The organism is Azohydromonas lata NBRC 102462 (genome assembly GCF_001571085.1).
Lineage (GTDB): Bacteria > Pseudomonadota > Gammaproteobacteria > Burkholderiales > Burkholderiaceae_C > Azohydromonas > Azohydromonas lata.
Map to the genome: position 1 here is coordinate 1 of NZ_BCTC01000089.1, position 15,800 is coordinate 15,800.

The 15,800-nt window shown below is 68.5% G+C and carries 13 protein-coding genes and 2 tRNA genes; 14 read left to right on the forward strand and 1 reads right to left on the reverse strand.

What is annotated here, in order from left to right:
* Window positions 1-1,886 (reverse strand): glucans biosynthesis glucosyltransferase MdoH (gene mdoH, locus ALA01S_RS23330; protein WP_066341577.1); only part of this gene is annotated, 1,886 nt, incomplete at its 3' end.
* Between the two features lie 486 nt (window positions 1,887-2,372).
* Between mdoH and ALA01S_RS23335 the strand changes: the two genes are divergently transcribed.
* From ALA01S_RS23335 to ALA01S_RS23400, 14 genes are all read left to right on the forward strand, one after another.
* Window positions 2,373-4,718, forward strand: a complete 2,346-nt coding sequence (locus tag ALA01S_RS23335) for a Tex family protein (protein WP_066341579.1) — start codon at window positions 2,373-2,375, stop codon at window positions 4,716-4,718.
* A gap of 57 nt (window positions 4,719-4,775) precedes the next feature.
* Window positions 4,776-5,342: a superoxide dismutase family protein gene (locus ALA01S_RS23340; RefSeq protein WP_066341580.1), complete on the forward strand. Its 567-nt coding sequence runs from the start codon at window positions 4,776-4,778 to the stop codon at window positions 5,340-5,342.
* A gap of 170 nt (window positions 5,343-5,512) precedes the next feature.
* Window positions 5,513-6,004, forward strand: coding sequence for a glycine zipper 2TM domain-containing protein (locus ALA01S_RS23345; protein WP_066341582.1), 492 nt, complete (start codon window positions 5,513-5,515; stop codon window positions 6,002-6,004).
* 241 nt (window positions 6,005-6,245) lie between these two features.
* Window positions 6,246-8,165 (forward strand): threonine--tRNA ligase, encoded by a 1,920-nt coding sequence (gene thrS, locus ALA01S_RS23350; protein ID WP_066341584.1) that lies wholly within the window; start codon window positions 6,246-6,248, stop codon window positions 8,163-8,165.
* 66 nt (window positions 8,166-8,231) lie between these two features.
* Entirely contained in the window at window positions 8,232-8,780 is a 549-nt protein-coding gene (gene infC / locus ALA01S_RS23355) for a translation initiation factor IF-3 (protein WP_084267854.1), read from the forward strand.
* A 164-nt stretch (window positions 8,781-8,944) separates the two neighbouring features.
* Window positions 8,945-9,148 carry a 50S ribosomal protein L35 gene (gene rpmI, locus ALA01S_RS23360; protein WP_029001830.1) on the forward strand — a complete coding sequence of 68 codons (204 nt, stop codon included), beginning with the start codon at window positions 8,945-8,947 and terminating at the stop codon, window positions 9,146-9,148.
* Window positions 9,149-9,173: 25 nt separating this feature from the next.
* Window positions 9,174-9,530 carry a 50S ribosomal protein L20 gene (gene rplT, locus ALA01S_RS23365; protein ID WP_066341586.1) on the forward strand — a complete coding sequence of 119 codons (357 nt, stop codon included), beginning with the start codon at window positions 9,174-9,176 and terminating at the stop codon, window positions 9,528-9,530.
* Window positions 9,531-9,678: 148 nt separating this feature from the next.
* A complete protein-coding gene (pheS, locus tag ALA01S_RS23370) occupies window positions 9,679-10,722 on the forward strand; it encodes a phenylalanine--tRNA ligase subunit alpha (protein WP_066341591.1) in 1,044 nt (347 codons plus the stop codon).
* A gap of 15 nt (window positions 10,723-10,737) precedes the next feature.
* On the forward strand, window positions 10,738-13,161 hold the full coding sequence (gene pheT / locus ALA01S_RS23375; RefSeq protein WP_066341594.1) for a phenylalanine--tRNA ligase subunit beta: 2,424 nt from the start codon (window positions 10,738-10,740) through the stop codon (window positions 13,159-13,161).
* A 16-nt stretch (window positions 13,162-13,177) separates the two neighbouring features.
* A complete protein-coding gene (locus ALA01S_RS23380; RefSeq protein WP_066341596.1) occupies window positions 13,178-13,540 on the forward strand; it encodes an integration host factor subunit alpha in 363 nt (120 codons plus the stop codon).
* A gap of 99 nt (window positions 13,541-13,639) precedes the next feature.
* Window positions 13,640-14,098 carry a MerR family transcriptional regulator gene (locus ALA01S_RS23385; protein WP_066341607.1) on the forward strand — a complete coding sequence of 153 codons (459 nt, stop codon included), beginning with the start codon at window positions 13,640-13,642 and terminating at the stop codon, window positions 14,096-14,098.
* A gap of 32 nt (window positions 14,099-14,130) precedes the next feature.
* Window positions 14,131-14,207 (forward strand) — tRNA-Pro (locus tag ALA01S_RS23390).
* Between the two features lie 337 nt (window positions 14,208-14,544).
* Window positions 14,545-14,621 (forward strand) — tRNA-Pro (locus ALA01S_RS23395).
* A 363-nt stretch (window positions 14,622-14,984) separates the two neighbouring features.
* Window positions 14,985-15,800, forward strand: coding sequence for a caspase family protein (locus ALA01S_RS23400; protein WP_066341598.1), 816 nt, complete (start codon window positions 14,985-14,987; stop codon window positions 15,798-15,800).

Genomic DNA, 15,800 nt, shown 5'->3' on the forward strand with positions numbered 1-15,800 from the left:
GGCCGGCGCTGCGGCGTGGCGGCCGGGGCCGGCGCGTCGGCCAGGTGCGCCTCGTCCGGCGTGAGCCAGATGCCGCGGCGGCGCAGCCAGGCGCCCACCTCCGGGCGGCTGGTCCACACCGCCAGCGGCACGGCCAGCAGCAGCGGCAGCCACACCGGCGCCAGCGTCGGCACCTGTGCGAAATAGGCCACCGCCGCGGCCGGCAGGGCCCAGGGGCCGAAGCGGCGTGCCGCGTCACCCCAGCGCAGTGCCACGGCGTCGCGCGAGGGGGACTTCCAGTCCAGCTTCAGCCCGGTGAGCGCGCCCAGCACGAACACCGTGTGCGCCAGCATGCGCAAGGGCGCCTGCAGCGCGGACAGCAAGGCTTCCAGCAGCGAGCCGGCGACCAGTTTCGCCGCGCCGCCGAACTCCGCGGCCTGGCCGCGGCGCAGGATCAGCGCCACGCCCAACACCCGCGGCGCGGCCAGCATGGCCAGCGTCAGCACCCACAGCACCGGCGCGCCGGAAAAGACGTGCGTGGCGCCGTCGTCGGCACTGAGCACGCCCAGCGCCATGAAGGCCAGCCACAGCGGCGAGGCGACGTAGGAAAGGGCACCGCTCACGAACATGGCGCGGTGCACGGCGGCAAAGCCCGGCTCGGCCACCAGCCACGCGTTTTGCAGGTTGCCCTGGCACCAGCGGCGGTCGCGCTGCAGTTCGTCCAGCAGGTGCGCCGGGGGTTGCTCGAAGCTGCCGGGCAGGTCCACCAGCCACACCTCGTAGCCGGCGCGGCGCATGAGCGCGGCCTCCACGAAGTCGTGCGACAGGATCTCGCCGCCCAGGCCGCCGCGCCGCGGCAGCGGGGCCAGCGCGCAGTGCTTCATGAAGGGCTCGATGCGCAGCATGGCGTTGTGGCCCCAGTAGTGGGACTCGCCCAACTGCCAGCAGCGCAGGCCTGCGCCGAAGAGCGGCGCCGCCACGCGGCCCAGGAACTGCTGCGCGCGGGCGTGCAGCGTGTCGTGGCCGCGGGCCACGGGCTGCGTCTGCAGGATGCCTACGCGCGGGTGCTGCTCCATGAGGGCCTGCATCTTCACCAGGCACTCGCCGCTCATCACGCTGTCGGCGTCCAGCACCACCATGTAGCGGTAGAGCGCGCCCCAGCGGCGGCAGAAGTCGGCCACGTTGCCGGCCTTGCGCTTGGTGCGGCGGCGGCGGTGGCGGTAATAAATGCGTTCGCCCAGCTCCGGGCCCATCACGGCGCGCAGCTCGCGCCAGGCGCGCAGCTCGGCCGCGCGCAGCGCGGGGTCGCTGCTGTCGGAGAGGATGAAGAGGTCGAAGTCGGCGTCGCGCCCCGTGGCGCGCAGCGACTCCAGCGTCTCGCGCAGCCCGGCGAAGACGGCGTCCATGTCCTCGTTGCAGATGGGCATGGCCAGCGCGACGCGGGCGCGGGTGCCGTCGCCGGACGAGTGGGCGTGGCCGTCGGCCAGCAGCTCGTCGGCGCGCAGGGCGAACGCGTCGCCCCGGCGCAGGCTCAGGTAGCCCGCCAGCGCCGTGAAGCAGCCGGCGCTGACCCAGCCGAAGAGCAGGAAGAACAGCAGCAGGTGCGCCGCTTCCACCCAGTCCAACCCGTCGGCCGCGGCCGGCTGCGCCAGCACCAGCGTGGCGGCCGCGGCCGAGAGGCCCACGGCCGTGAGCAGTCCGCCGCGGCGGCGCCGCGCGGCGGCGCGCCAGGCGGGTTCGGCATCGGCGGATGGCGCGCGGCGCTGCGCGCGCTCGCCGCCGCCCTGGCCCAGCAGCAGCGCGCGCAGCGCCGCGCCGGGACCGAACCAGCGGCGGGGAACCATGGGGCGCCGGCGAATGGCCGGTGCGGTGGCGGCGGTCGCCGCGGCGTTCGTTTCAACGCTCATTGCGGCGGGGTGGCGTGACTCCATGTCTCACTCAGCACCTGGGTGCCCAATTGACGAAGACGCGCAGCTCCACAGGTTGCGTGCGCGCCAGGCGCCGCGTCTGGCGGCGTCATGCGCCCCGCGCCTGCCTGTAAGCGGCGCGGGGCTTGTTGTTCTTTGCATCCGCCCGCGCTCCATGGCCCGCGGCCCGCAGGGGGCAGTGCAACAGGCAAAGCTGTCTGATCGGCGTCGCCATGCGGCGCTGCAATAAGGGTTCATGGGGAGCGGCTTGGCACGAATCGTGCCGGCGGGGGCGCCCAAACTTTGGGCAGCGCAAGACTAGCCGCGCATGAGCGAGCGGGACGTTTCCGCTGCCCCGGTGGTGAAACGAGTTGTGGAAGCCGGAAACCTGGCCGGCTGCCAGGTCGTGATGCATTTCACACTCGGGAATACCCAGGGGCGGCGTGGCACACTCGCGCGCTTTCCCAGACCCTGAAGCGATCCGAGTTGGAAAAAATCCTGTTGCAGATTGCGGACGAGCTCAAGGTTCGTCCCGCTCAAGTGCAGGCGGCCGTGGAGCTGCTTGATGGCGGCGCCACCGTCCCCTTCATCGCCCGCTACCGCAAGGAAGTCACCGGCGCCCTGGACGACGTGCAATTGCGCGAGCTCGAAGCCCGGTTGTCCTACCTGCGCGAGCTCGAAGACCGCCGCGCCGCGGTGCTCAAGAGCATCGACGAGCAGGGCAAGCTCACGCCGGAGCTGCGCGCGGCCATCGCGGCCGTGCCCACCAAGCAGGAGCTGGAAGACCTGTATCTGCCCTTCAAGCCCAAGCGCCGCAGCAAGGGCCTGATTGCTCGCGAAGCCGGGCTGGAACCTTTGGCGGACAAGCTGCTGGCCGATCCGTCGCTGGACCCGATGGCCGAGGCCCCCGCCTTCCTCAACGCCGACGCCGGCTTCGCCGACGCCTTCGCCGTGCTGGACGGCGTGCGCGACCTGCTCTCCGAGCGCTGGGCCGAGGACGCCACGCTGGTTGGGCCGCTGCGCGAGTGGTTGTGGAGCGAGGGGTCCCTTCGCAGCAAGCGCGTGGACGGCAAGGACGAGAACAACCCCGAGGTCGCCAAGTACCGCGACTACTTCGACCACCAAGAGCCCATACGCTCCATGCCCTCGCACCGCGCGCTGGCCGTATTCCGCGGGCGGGCACAGGAAATCCTGGATGCGCGGCTGGTGCTGGACGAGGAACTCGTCCCCGGCCAGCCCTCGCTGGCCGAAGGAAAAATCGCCATCCACCTGGGCTGGAGCCACCGCAAGCGCCCGGCCGATGAGCTGATCCGCAAGACGGTCGCCTGGACGTGGAAGGTCAAGTTGAGCCTGAGCCTGGAGCGCGACCTCTTCAGCCGCGTGCGCGAGCAGGCCGAGGACGTGGCCATCAAGGTGTTTGCCGAGAACCTGCGCGACCTGCTGCTGGCCGCGCCCGCGGGCAAGCGCGTGGTCATGGGCCTGGACCCGGGCATTCGCACCGGCGTGAAGGTGGCGGTGGTGAGCGATACGGGCAAGGTGCTGGACACGGCCACGGTCTATCCGCACGAGCCCCGGCGCGACTGGGACGGTGCGCTGCACACGCTGCAGCGCTTGTGTGCCGCACACGGCGTCAACCTCATCGCCATTGGCAACGGCACGGCCAGCCGCGAGACGGACAAGCTCGCCGGCGACCTGATCAAGCGGCTGCAGCAGCTCGCGCCCGACGCGCGCATCGAGAAGGTGGTGGTGAGCGAGGCGGGCGCCTCGGTCTATTCCGCCAGCGAGTTCGCGAGCAAGGAGCTGCCGGAGCTGGACGTGAGCCTGCGCGGCGCGGTGAGCATCGCCCGGCGGCTGCAGGATCCGCTGGCCGAGCTGGTGAAGATCGACCCCAAGAGCATCGGCGTGGGCCAGTACCAGCACGACGTCAACCAGGGCCAGCTCGCGCGCACGCTGGACGCGGTGGTAGAGGACTGCGTCAACGGCGTGGGCGTGGACCTCAACACGGCGTCCGCCCCGCTGCTGTCGCGGGTGTCGGGCCTGTCCGCCACCGTGGCCGCCTCGGTGGTGCGCTGGCGCGACCAGCACGGCGCCTTCCGCAACCGGCGCCAGTTGCTGGAGGTCACGGGGCTGGGCCCCAAGACCTTCGAGCTGTCCGCGGGCTTCTTGCGCATCCGCGACGGCGACAACCCGCTGGACATGTCCGGCGTGCACCCGGAGACCTATCCGGTGGTGGAAAAAATCATCGCCGCGGCGGGCCGGCCCATCCGCGACCTGATGGGCAACTCTGACGTCATCGCCAAGCTCAAACCGGAAGCCTTTGCCGATGAGCGCTTCGGCGCCATCACCGTCAAGGACATCCTGGGCGAGCTGCAAAAGCCGGGGCGCGACCCGCGGCCGGACTTCAAGGTGGCGCGCTTCAACGACGGCGTGGAGGACATCAAGGACTTGCAGCCCGGCATGGTGCTGGAGGGCACGGTGAGCAACGTGGCGCAGTTCGGCGCCTTCGTGGACTTGGGCGTGCACCAGGACGGCCTGGTGCACGTGAGCCAGCTGGCCAACAAGTTCGTGGCCGACGCGCGCGAGGTGGTCAAGACCGGCGACATCGTCAAGGTGCGCGTGGTGGAGGTGGACCTGGCGCGCGGGCGCATCGCGCTGTCCATGCGCACCGACGCGGGCGCGGCGCGCGGCGGCGCGGGCGGTAATGCGGGGGGCGGGAACGCTTTTCGCCCTGCCGGTCGCCAGGAGCGTGCCGGCCGCGCAGGCGGCGGCAGCGCTCCCGCGCCCCAAGGGGCGATGGCGGCGGCGTTCGCCAAGTTGCAAGGCAAGCGCTGAACGCGGGTGCCGTGGCGTTATCGTTGCGGCCTCATCCACGACAACATGGAGCGGACCATGAAGGTTTCGAGCTTGGGCAAGGTGGCGGGTCTGGCGGTGGCGGCCGCGGTGCTGGCGGGTTGCGCCAGCCAAGGCCACGGCGGGCCGGGCGAGGGCATGGGCCACGGCGGCATGATGAACATGCCTTCGGCCATGGCCCCGCTCACGCCCGCGACGGGGCAGACGGTGTCGGGCTCGGTCATGTTCCATGACATGGGCGGCCACGTGATGGCGCATGCGCGGCTCTTCGGCCTGAAACCCAATGCCGAGTACGGCTTCCACGTGCACGAGAAGGGCGACTGCTCGGCGCCGGACTTCACCAGCGCCGGCGGCCACTACAACCCCGGCAACCAGCCCCACGGCGGCCAGGACGCCCCGCACCACGCGGGCGACATGCCCAACCTGCGCACCGACGCCAGCGGCAACGTGGACGTGCGCATCATGTTGCAGGGCGTGTCGGTGGGCGGTGCCAACGACGTGGTGGGCCGCGGCGTCGTGCTGCACGCCAACCCGGACGACTACCGCTCGCAGCCCGCGGGCAACTCCGGCCCGCGCATCGCCTGCGGCGTGATCGCCAAGCGCTGATCGAGCCCGCCTGCCGGCCGCTGCATGGGCGCGGCCGGGCAGGGTGGCGCCATCGTGCGCCCGTCCGCCTGCCCCGGAACAACCCGTTGCAGATTGCGCTTCAACCGCCCGCGGGGCTGGCGCGTTGCTGGCTCAGGCGCGCCGATCCCGGCGCGTGGAGTTGGCAAGAGATGCAAACGAAGAAGTGCGTGGGGGTGGCGCTGGCCGTGGCGGTACTGGCCGGTTGCGCGCAGCAGCCCGTGGGTCGGCCGCCGGTGGCGTATCCGCCGCAGCAGCAGCCGGGCTATGGCTGGGGCACGCCGCAGCCCGCGCAGCCGCAGCCGCAGCCGTCCTACGTGCAGTACGGGCAGGTCACGCGCATAGAACGCGTGGGTGCCGAGCCCAGCGGCGGCGGTGCCGTGCTGGGGGGCGTGGTCGGCGCGGTGGTTGGGCGCCAGTTCGGCGGCAGCTCCTCGGCGCGCAACGTGGGCACGGTGCTGGGCGCCGTGGGCGGGGCGCTGATCGGCAACCAGATCGAGCGCGGGCAAAGCAGCAACGGGGCGATCCGCGTCTCCGTGCAGTTCGACAACGGCAGCGCGCGCGCTTTTGACTATGCCGAGCTGGGCGACTTGCGCGTGGGCGACCGCGTGCGGCTGCAGGATGGGCAGCTTTATAGGTATTGAGGCGCGGTCCAGGCCTGGAAACAGCGACTCTGCTCGAACAGGGGCTGGACGGCCTGATTTAGAATCCGGGTCTTCCCCGACGAATTCAGCAAGAGCGAGAAAGGCAGCACTGGTTATGACACCGCGAACTACCACCTTCACCGAGGTTTCGTAGCTCGCTGCCGCGCGTCTGTCCTTTGCCTTTTCGTATCTCAAGCGCGGTGGTTGCCCACCGCGCTTTTTCATTTCCGGAGTCCCTTCGATGATCGCCATCCAGTTGCCCGACGGTTCGCGCCGCGAGTTTCCTGCCCCCGTCACCATTGGCGAAGTGGCTGCCTCCATCGGCCCCGGCCTGGCCAAGGCGGCGCTGGGCGGGCGCATCGGCCACGGCAAGGAAGCCAAGCTCGTGGACCTGAGCTACCGCATCGAGCAGGACACGCCGCTGGCCATCGTCACGGACAAGGACGCCGACGGGCTGGAGCTCATCCGCCACTCCACGGCCCACTTGCTGGCTTACGCGGTCAAGGAGCTGTTCCCGGAAGCGCAGGTCACCATCGGCCCGGTCATCGAAAACGGCTTTTATTACGACTTCTCGTACAAGCGCCCGTTCACGCCGGACGATCTGGCCGCCATTGAAAAGCGCATGGGCGAGCTGGCCAAGAAGGACGAGAAGGTCGAGCGCCGCGTGCTGCCGCGCGACGAGGCCGTCGCCTACTTCAAGGGCCTGGGCGAGGACTACAAGGCCGAGATCATCTCCAGCATCCCGCAGGACCAGGACGTTTCGCTGTACCGCGAAGGCAACTTCGAGGACCTCTGCCGCGGCCCGCACGTGCCTTCCACGGGCAAGCTCAAGCACTTCAAGCTCATGAAGGTGGCTGGCGCCTACTGGCGCGGCGACCACCGCAACGAGATGCTGCAGCGCATCTACGGCACGGCCTGGGCCAGCAAGGACGACCTGCAGCAGTACCTGCACCGCCTGGAAGAGGCCGAGAAGCGCGACCACCGCCGCTTGGGCCGCGAGCTGGACCTGTTCCACATCGACGACCACGCGCCGGGCGTGGTGTTCTGGCACCCCAAGGGCTGGACCGTGTGGCAGGAGGTGGAGCAGTACATGCGCCGCGTGTACCGCGACAACGGCTACCTGGAGGTCAAGGGTCCGCAGATCATCGACCGCTCGCTGTGGGAGGCCACGGGCCACTGGGACAAGTACCGCGACAACATGTTCACGACGGAGTCGGAAAAGCGCGACTACGCGCTCAAGCCGATGAACTGTCCGGGCCACATCCTGATCTTCAAGCAGGGCATCAAGAGCTACCGCGACCTGCCGCTGCGCTTTGGCGAGTTCGGCCAGTGCCACCGCAATGAGCCCAGCGGCGGCCTGCACGGCATCATGCGCGTGCGCGGCTTCACGCAGGACGACGGCCACATCTTCTGCACCGAGGACATGATCCTCGACGAATGCGTGGCCTACACGGAGCTTCTGCAGAAGGTCTACAAGGACTTCGGCTTCACCGACATCCTCTACAAGGTCGCCACGCGGCCCGAGGCGCGCATCGGCTCCGACGAGATCTGGGACAAGGCCGAGCAGGCGCTCATCGAGAGCCTCAAGCGCTCAGGCTGCGACTACGTCATCGCCCCGGGCGACGGCGCCTTCTACGGTCCCAAGATCGAGTACACGCTCAAGGACGCGCTGGGCCGCCAGTGGCAGTGCGGCACCATGCAGGTGGACTTCTCCATGGCGCAGCGCCTGGGCGCGGAGTACGTGGCCGAGTCCGGCGAGCGCCGCACGCCCGTGATGCTGCACCGTGCCATCGTCGGCAGCCTGGAGCGTTTCATCGGCATCCTGATCGAGCAGCACGCCGGCGCGCTGCCCGCGTGGCTGGCGCCAACGCAGGTCGTCGTGGCCTGTATTACGGACGGTCAGGCCGACTACGCGCAGGAAGTGGTGAAAGCGCTGCAAAAACAAGGAGTTAGAGCGCAGGCCGATTTGCGCAACGAGAAGATCACGTATAAAATCCGCGAGCATTCTTTGCAAAAGGTTCCGTTCATCCTCGTCGTGGGCGACAAGGAGAAGGCAAACGGAACCGTTGCAGTGCGCGCCCGGGGCAATCAGGACCTTGGGGTGATGAGCTCGACCGACTTCAGCCAAAAGATCGCCGAGGCCATTGCCAGCAAGGCCTGAGCTGCCCCGCAACGCGCGCTGATCGATTCCACGGCCGCCGCCTTCGGCTGACACGAGGTTCAAACCATCGCTACTTTTTTCGATCGTCGCACTCCGAATGCCGAGCGTAAGCATCGGCTGAATCGGGAGATCATGGCGCCTCAGGTGCGTCTCAACGGCCCAAACAACGAGCCGCTGGGCATCGTGAGCATCCAGGAAGCGTTGCGGATGGCCGGCGAGGCCGACGTCGATCTGGTGGAAATTGCCGCCACGGCGGATCCCCCGGTGTGCCGGCTGATGGACTACGGCAAGTTCAAGTACCAGGAACAGAAGAAGGCTGCCGAGGCCAAGGCCAAGCAAAAGGTCATCGAGGTCAAGGAAGTCAAGTTCCGCCCGGGTACGGACGAAGGCGACTACGCGATCAAGATGCGCAACCTGCGCCGCTTCATTGGTGAAGATGGCGACAAGGGCAAGGTCACGTTGCGTTTCCGCGGTCGCGAGATCACGCACCAGGAAATCGGCATGCGGCTGCTGGAGCGCATTCGCGACGAGCTGGCCGACGTGGCGGTGGTCGAGCACATGCCCAAGCTCGAAGGCCGCCAGATGATCATGGTGCTGGCGCCCCGGCGCAAGTAAGCATCACAAGCAGGGTTAGGCATCGCCGGTCTGGTCACCGGTGGCGCCAACGGTCCGGTTGCCGCTGCAAGGTGGTGGCCGCGACACAGAAGCCGTTGCGGGCCGACAAGCACCGCGGAGTGTTTTCCGCGGTCGCCCGCAAGGGTCACTTACAAGGAGCAGTCATGCCCAAGATGAAGACCAAGAGCAGCGCGAAGAAGCGTTTTCGCGTCCGTCCGGGTGGTACCGTGAAGCGCGGTCAGGCGTTCAAGCGCCACATCCTCACCAAGAAGACCACGAAGAACAAGCGCCAGCTGCGCGGCGCTGCCAACGTGCATGAGACCAACATGGGCCACATCGCTGCGATGCTGCCCTTCGCCGGCCTCTGAGCTTCAAGGTTAAAGGAGTAGAACCATGCCTCGCGTCAAACGTGGTGTAACCGCCCGCGCCCGCCACAAGAAGGTCCTGGCCCTGGCCAAGGGCTTCCGCGGCCGCCGTAAGAACGTCTTCCGCATCGCCAAGCAGGCGGTGATGAAGGCGGGCCAGTACGCCTATCGCGACCGCCGTGCCAAGAAGCGCGTGTTCCGCCAGCTCTGGATTGCCCGTATCAACGCGGCTTCCCGTGCCCTGGGCGTGACCTACAGCAAGTTCATGGCCGGCCTGAAGAAAGCCCAGATCGAGATCGACCGCAAGGTCCTGGCCGACATGGCCGTCAACGATCCGGCCGCCTTCGGCAGCATCGTCGAGAAGGTGAAGGCCCAGCTCGCCTGAGTCGCGCGCCCGCCGTGTGCCGTTGCCCCTGGGTGACGGCGCGCCGAGCGCTGCCCCGGCCCGGTTTTCCCGGGTTGGGCAACCCCTCCGAAGGCCGGCACCTGGTGACCGGCCTTTTTTATCGCCCCCGCCCCCCGTCCCGCATTCCATGAACGACCTCGATCCCCTGGTGTCGTCCGCGCGTGCCGACTTCGCTGCCGCCGCCACGCCGGCCGAGCTGGAGAACGCCAAGGCGCGCTACCTCGGCAAGACCGGACGCCTGACCGAACTGATGAAGGGCCTGGGCGCGTTGCCGCCTGAGCAGAAGAAGGCTCGCGGCGCCGAGATCAACGCGCTCAAGCAGCAGGTCGAGGCCGCGCTCAACGCCCGCCGCCAGGCGCTGGCCGATGCGGAGCTGGAGCGCCAGCTCCAGGCCGAGGCGCTGGACGTCACGCTGCCCGGCCGCCAGCGCGGCATGGGCGGCCTGCACCCGACCTCGCGCACCCTGGAGCGCATCGAGGCCATCTTCGGCTCCATGGGCTTTGCCGTGGCCGACGGCCCCGAGATCGAGAACGACTGGTTCAACTTCACGGCCCTGAACACGCCCGCCGACCACCCGGCGCGCTCCATGCACGACACCTTCTACGTCGATGCCAAGGGCCCGCAAGGCGACTACCTGCTGCGCACGCACACCAGCCCCATGCAGGTGCGTCACGCCGTGCAGCACGTCAAGGCGCATGCAGGCAAGGGCGGCGAGATGCCGGAGATCCGCGTCATCGCACCGGGCCGCACCTACCGCGTGGACAGCGACGCGACGCACTCGCCCATGTTCCACCAGTGCGAAGGCCTGTGGATTGGCCGCAACGTCAGCTTCAAGGACCTCAAGGCCGTCTTCGCCGATTTCTTTCGCAACTTCTTCGAGACGGACGACCTGCAAATCCGCTTCCGTCCGTCCTTTTTCCCGTTCACCGAGCCGTCGGCCGAGGTGGACATCGCCTTCAGCAGCGGCCCGCTCAAGGGCCGCTGGCTGGAAGTGGCGGGCTCCGGCCAGGTGCACCCCAACGTCGTGCGCAACTTCGGCCTGGACCCCGAGGAGTACATCGGCTTCGCCTTCGGCATGGGGCCGGACCGGTTGACCATGCTCCGTTACGGCGTCAACGACCTGCGCCTGTTCTTCGACGGCGACCTGCGCTTCCTCTCGCAGTTCAAGTAAAGGCTGAGATCGACCATGCAATTTCCCGAGTCCTGGCTGCGAGAATTCTGCAATCCGCCCCTGACCACCGCCGAGCTTTCCGAGACGCTGACCATGGCCGGCCTGGAAGTGGAGGAGCTGCACCCGGCCGCTCCCGCCTTCAGCGGCATCGTCGTGGGCGAGATCCTGGAAGCCGTCCAGCACCCCAACGCCGACCGCCTGCGCGTGTGCAAGGTGGACGCCGGCGAGCACTCCAAGGACGGCCCGCTGCAAATCGTCTGTGGCGCACCCAACGCCCGCGCCGGCATCCGCGTGCCGCTGGCGCTCGTCGGCGCGCAACTGCCGCCCGGCGATGACGGCAAGCCCTTCGAGATCAAGCTGGGCAAGCTGCGCGGCGTCGAGAGCTTCGGCATGCTGTGTTCCGCCCGCGAGCTCAAGCTCTCCGAAGACCACGGCGGCCTGCTGGAGCTGTCGGCCGACGCGCCCGTGGGCGCGAACGTGCGCGACGTGCTCAAGCTCGACGACCACATCTTCACCATCAAGCTCACGCCCAACCTGGCGCATTGCCTGAGCGTGTACGGCATCGCCCGCGAGCTCTCCGCGCTCACCGGCACGCCGCTGAAGATGCCCACGTTCGAGCCCGTGCCCGCCGTCCATGACGCGCGGCTGCCCGTGCGCATCGAAGCGGCCGACCTTTGCGGCCGTTTCTCCGGCCGCATCGTGCGCGGCATCAATCCGCAAGCCCAGACGCCGGCCTGGATGGTGGAGCGGCTAGAGCGCTGCGGCCAGCGCTCGGTCAGCGCGCTGGTGGACATCTCTAACTACGTGATGTTCGAGTACGGCCGTCCCAGCCACATCTTCGACCTCGACAAGATCCACGACAACCTGGTGGTGCGTTGGGGCCGCAAGGGCGAGCAGCTCAAGCTGCTCAACGGCAACACGGTGGAGCTGGACGAAAGCGTGGGAGTGATCGCCGACGCGCAGTCCGTCGAATCGCTGGCGGGCATCATGGGCGGTGACGCCACGGCCGTGTCCGATGACACGCGCAACGTCTACGTCGAAGCCGCCTTCTGGTGGCCGCAAGCCGTGGCCGGCCGCTCGCGCCGCTACAACTTCAGCACCGACGCGGGCCACCGCTTCGAGCGCGGGGTGGACCCGGCGCAGACGGTGGAGCACATCGAGCACCTCACGCGGCTGATCCAGCAGATCTGTGGCGGCGAAGCCGGCCCGGTGGACGACCAGACCACGCAACTGCCCGCGCGCGAGCCCGTGACGCTGCGCGTGGCGCGCGCCGCGCGCGTGATCGGCATGCCCGTCACACAGGCGCAGTGCGCCGAAGTGTTCACGCGGCTGGGCCTGACCTTCACGCAAGGCGAGGGCACGCTGACGGTGACGCCCCCCACCTGGCGCTTCGACCTTCAGATCGAGGAAGACCTCATCGAGGAGGTCATCCGCGTCGTCGGCTTCAACAACTTGCCCGATACGCCGCCGGTTGCGCCGGTAACCGCCCATGTGCTGACGGAGAACCAGCGCAGCACGCATGCGCTGCGCCACCTGATGGCCGACCTGGGCTACCAGGAAACCATCAACTTCAGTTTCGTGGAGGAGCGCTGGGAGACGGAGCTTGCCGGCAACGCCGACCCCATCCGCGTGCTCAACCCCATCGCCGCGCCGCTGGCGGTGATGCGCTCCAGCCTGCTGGGCAGCCTGGTTCACGTGCTGCGCTACAACCTCGCGCGCAAGGCCTCGCGCGTGCGCGTGTTCGAGATCGGCCGCGTGTTCATGCGCGACGGCTCGGTGGCCGACACCGACACCACGGTGGCCAACGTGCATCAGCCGCGCCGCCTTGCGGGCCTGGCCTTCGGCAGCGCGCAGGAGCTGCAGTGGGGCCAGCGCGAGCGCGCGGTGGACTTCTTCGACGCCAAGGGCGACGTGCAAGCGCTGCTGTCGCCGCTCAGCCCCAAGTTCGTGACCGCCACGCACCCCGCGCTGCACCCGGGCCGCAGCGCCCGCATCGAGATCGACGGCGTGGCCGTGGGCTGGTTGGGCGAGCTGCATCCGCGCTGGCGCCAGGCCTACGAGCTGCCGCAGGCGCCGGTGCTGTTCGAACTGGAGCTCGACGCGTTGCTGCAGCGCCCGGTGCCGGCCTTCCAGCCCATTGCGCGGCTGCAGTCGGCTTGGCGCGACGTGGCGCTGGTGGCGCGCGAGGACCTGGGCCATGACGCCCTGATGAGCGTCATCCTCGACGACGACAGCTCACTGGTACGCTCGGCCAAGCTCTTTGACCTCTACAAGCCCGCCACGCCCGTGGCTGGCATGGAAGCCAACGAGCGCAGCCTGGCCGTGCGCGTCGAATTGCTGGACCCCGAGGCCACGCTCACCGACGAGCGCATGGACGCCGCGATGTCCGCGTTGCTGCAGCGGCTGCAGCAGCGCTTAGGCGTGCGGTTGCGCGGATAAGGAGGGACACACGGACATGAACGACATCACCAATCCGGCCGATGCCGTGCTGCTGCCCAGCATAGAAACGCCCACGCTGACCAAGGCCGAGCTGTCCGAGCTGCTGTTCGAACGCCTGGGCCTGAACAAGCGCGAGTCCAAGGACATGGTCGAAGCCTTCTTCGACATCCTCCACGGCGCGCTGGTGCAGGGCCAGGAGGTCAAGCTGTCGGGCTTCGGCAACTTCAACATCCGCCGCAAGGCGCCGCGCCCGGGGCGCAATCCGCGCACGGGGGAGACCATTCCCATCAACGCGCGCAACGTCGTGACTTTCCACGCGAGCCACAAGCTCAAGGGGCTGGTGCAGGGCGATGCCGACGCCCAAGACGACGCCGAGTAAGACGGCGTTGACCACGGCCGGCCGGGCCAGTCGGGGTTGGCGGGGCCGCCTGGGCCTTGAGGCGCGGGCGGCGAGCTCTTCCAGTTGGAGCACCTGAAAATGGACAAGACGCCGCTGCCCGAGATTCCCGCCAAGCGCTACTTCACCATCGGGGAAGTGAGCGAGCTTTGCGGCGTCAAGCCCTATGTGCTGCGCTACTGGGAACAGGAGTTCTCGCAGCTCAAGCCCATGAAGCGCCGCGGCAACCGGCGCTACTACCAGCACCACGAAGTGCTGCTCATCCGCCGCATCCGCGACCTGCTGTACGAGCAGGGCTTCACCATCAACGGTGCGCGCAACCGGCTGGCCGACGAGTCGCCCCGCAGTGCCGCGCTGCATGCGGCGAAGGCGCTGGCCGATGAAGCGGATCAGTCGCCGCAGGGCGACGTGGCACCCGCCGCCGAGCAAGCTTTCGAGCTTCCTCTGGCGCTGGTCTCCATCGAGGACCAGCCGAGCGGCCTGCTCGAAGAGCTGCGCGCCGAACTTCTTCAAATTCGCGCGCTGCTTGATCACAAATAGCAAATTGGTGTTATACTGCTAGCTTCAGTCGTCGGGGTGTAGCGCAGCCTGGTAGCGCACTTGCATGGGGTGCAAGGGGTCGCGAGTTCGAATCCCGCCACCCCGACCAAGAAAAGCCAAAGCCTGGTGTCCACAAGACACCAGGCTTTTTGCTTTGTGGGCAGAGCGAAGCTCGTGTGTCCATGTGAGGCGGCTGAGGGCTGAGGGCTGAGGGCTGAGGGCTGAGGGCTGAGGGCTGAGGGCTGAGGGCTGAGGGCTGAGGGGGCACGGTGCAGCTGTACTGCTCGTGGATCGCTCGATGCATGGCAAGCCATGGCACGGCAGCCTCGATGCCGCAATCGGTCAATGCCGGCGGCTACTTTTCACGAGGAAGATGCCTGTGCAACTTCTTCTCAGCAAGCTGAAGGAAGGCTCGAAATATGCGTTATACTTACGGCTTCAGTCGTCGGGGTGTAGCGCAGCCTGGTAGCGCACTTGCATGGGGTGCAAGGGGTCGCGAGTTCGAATCCCGCCACCCCGACCAAGAAAAGCCGAAGCCTGGTGTCCACAAGACACCAGGCTTTTTGCTTTGTGGCGCGGGCCTTGCGCGCCACCGTTGCCTGGGCGATGCGCTGTGGGTTGCGTGCGCATCCTTGTAGCCTGGCGACGAACGTGCCCGCCGTGCACTCCATGCGCTCGACGCACACAAGCGGTTTGCGATCCGCCTTGCCGGCCTGCCGGCGAACTGCGGGGCGGGGCGCGCGTCTCGCGTGCCATGCGCCCGCTGCGGGCGCCGTAGTGCCCCGCCACCCCCTTTGGCAGTCGTGAAAACAGGGGGTGCGCCGCGCCGGCGCTCCCCCTAGGCTAACGGGGGCCGGACACTGAAGTCCGGTCTTGCGGAGGCGACATGGCAAAGAAGGCTTTGTGCATCGGCATCAACGACTATCCCGGCACCGGGATGGACCTGCAGGGCTGCGTCAACGACGCGCAGGACTGGGCCAGGGAACTGCAGCAGCGCGGCTTCGGCGTGACGACGCTGCTGGACGCCCAGGCCACCAAGGCGGCCATGGCGCAGGCCATGGGCAGCCTCATCGAGCAGGGGCAGGGCGGCGACGTGCTCGTCATCACCTACTCCGGCCACGGCACCTACGTGCCCGATACCGACGGCGACGAGGTGGACGGCCTGGACGAGGCGCTGTGCCCCCACGACATACGCACCGAGGGCGCGCTGCTGGACGACGAGATCCACGAGCTCTTCCTGCGCCGCCAGCCCAAGGTGAAGCTGGTGCTGGTGGCCGACAGCTGCCACTCCGGCACCGTCACCCGCGCCGCGGCCGACCCCGATGCCGACCCGCGCGCCACCCGCCCGCGCTTCATGCCCATAGGCAACTGGATGGATGCGGCCGCGCTGCCGCGCGCCTTGCCGGCCGTGCAGGGCAGCAGCCCGCTGGCCAAGCTGATGCTGCGCCGCAGCGGCGACTTGCTGCTGGCCGGCTGCCAGGAAGGGCCCAATCACTTCAGCTACGACGCCCACATCGCCGGCCGCTTCAACGGCGCCTTCACCTACTACGCGCTCAAGGCGCTGCGCGGCCTGGGTGCGGACGCGACCTATGCGCAGTGGCACAAGGCCATCACGCCGGCCATGCTGCCCTCGGTGAGCTACCCGCAAAGCCCGCAGCTCGTGGGCGATGCCGCGGCGCGGCGCTCCAGGATCTTTGCCTGA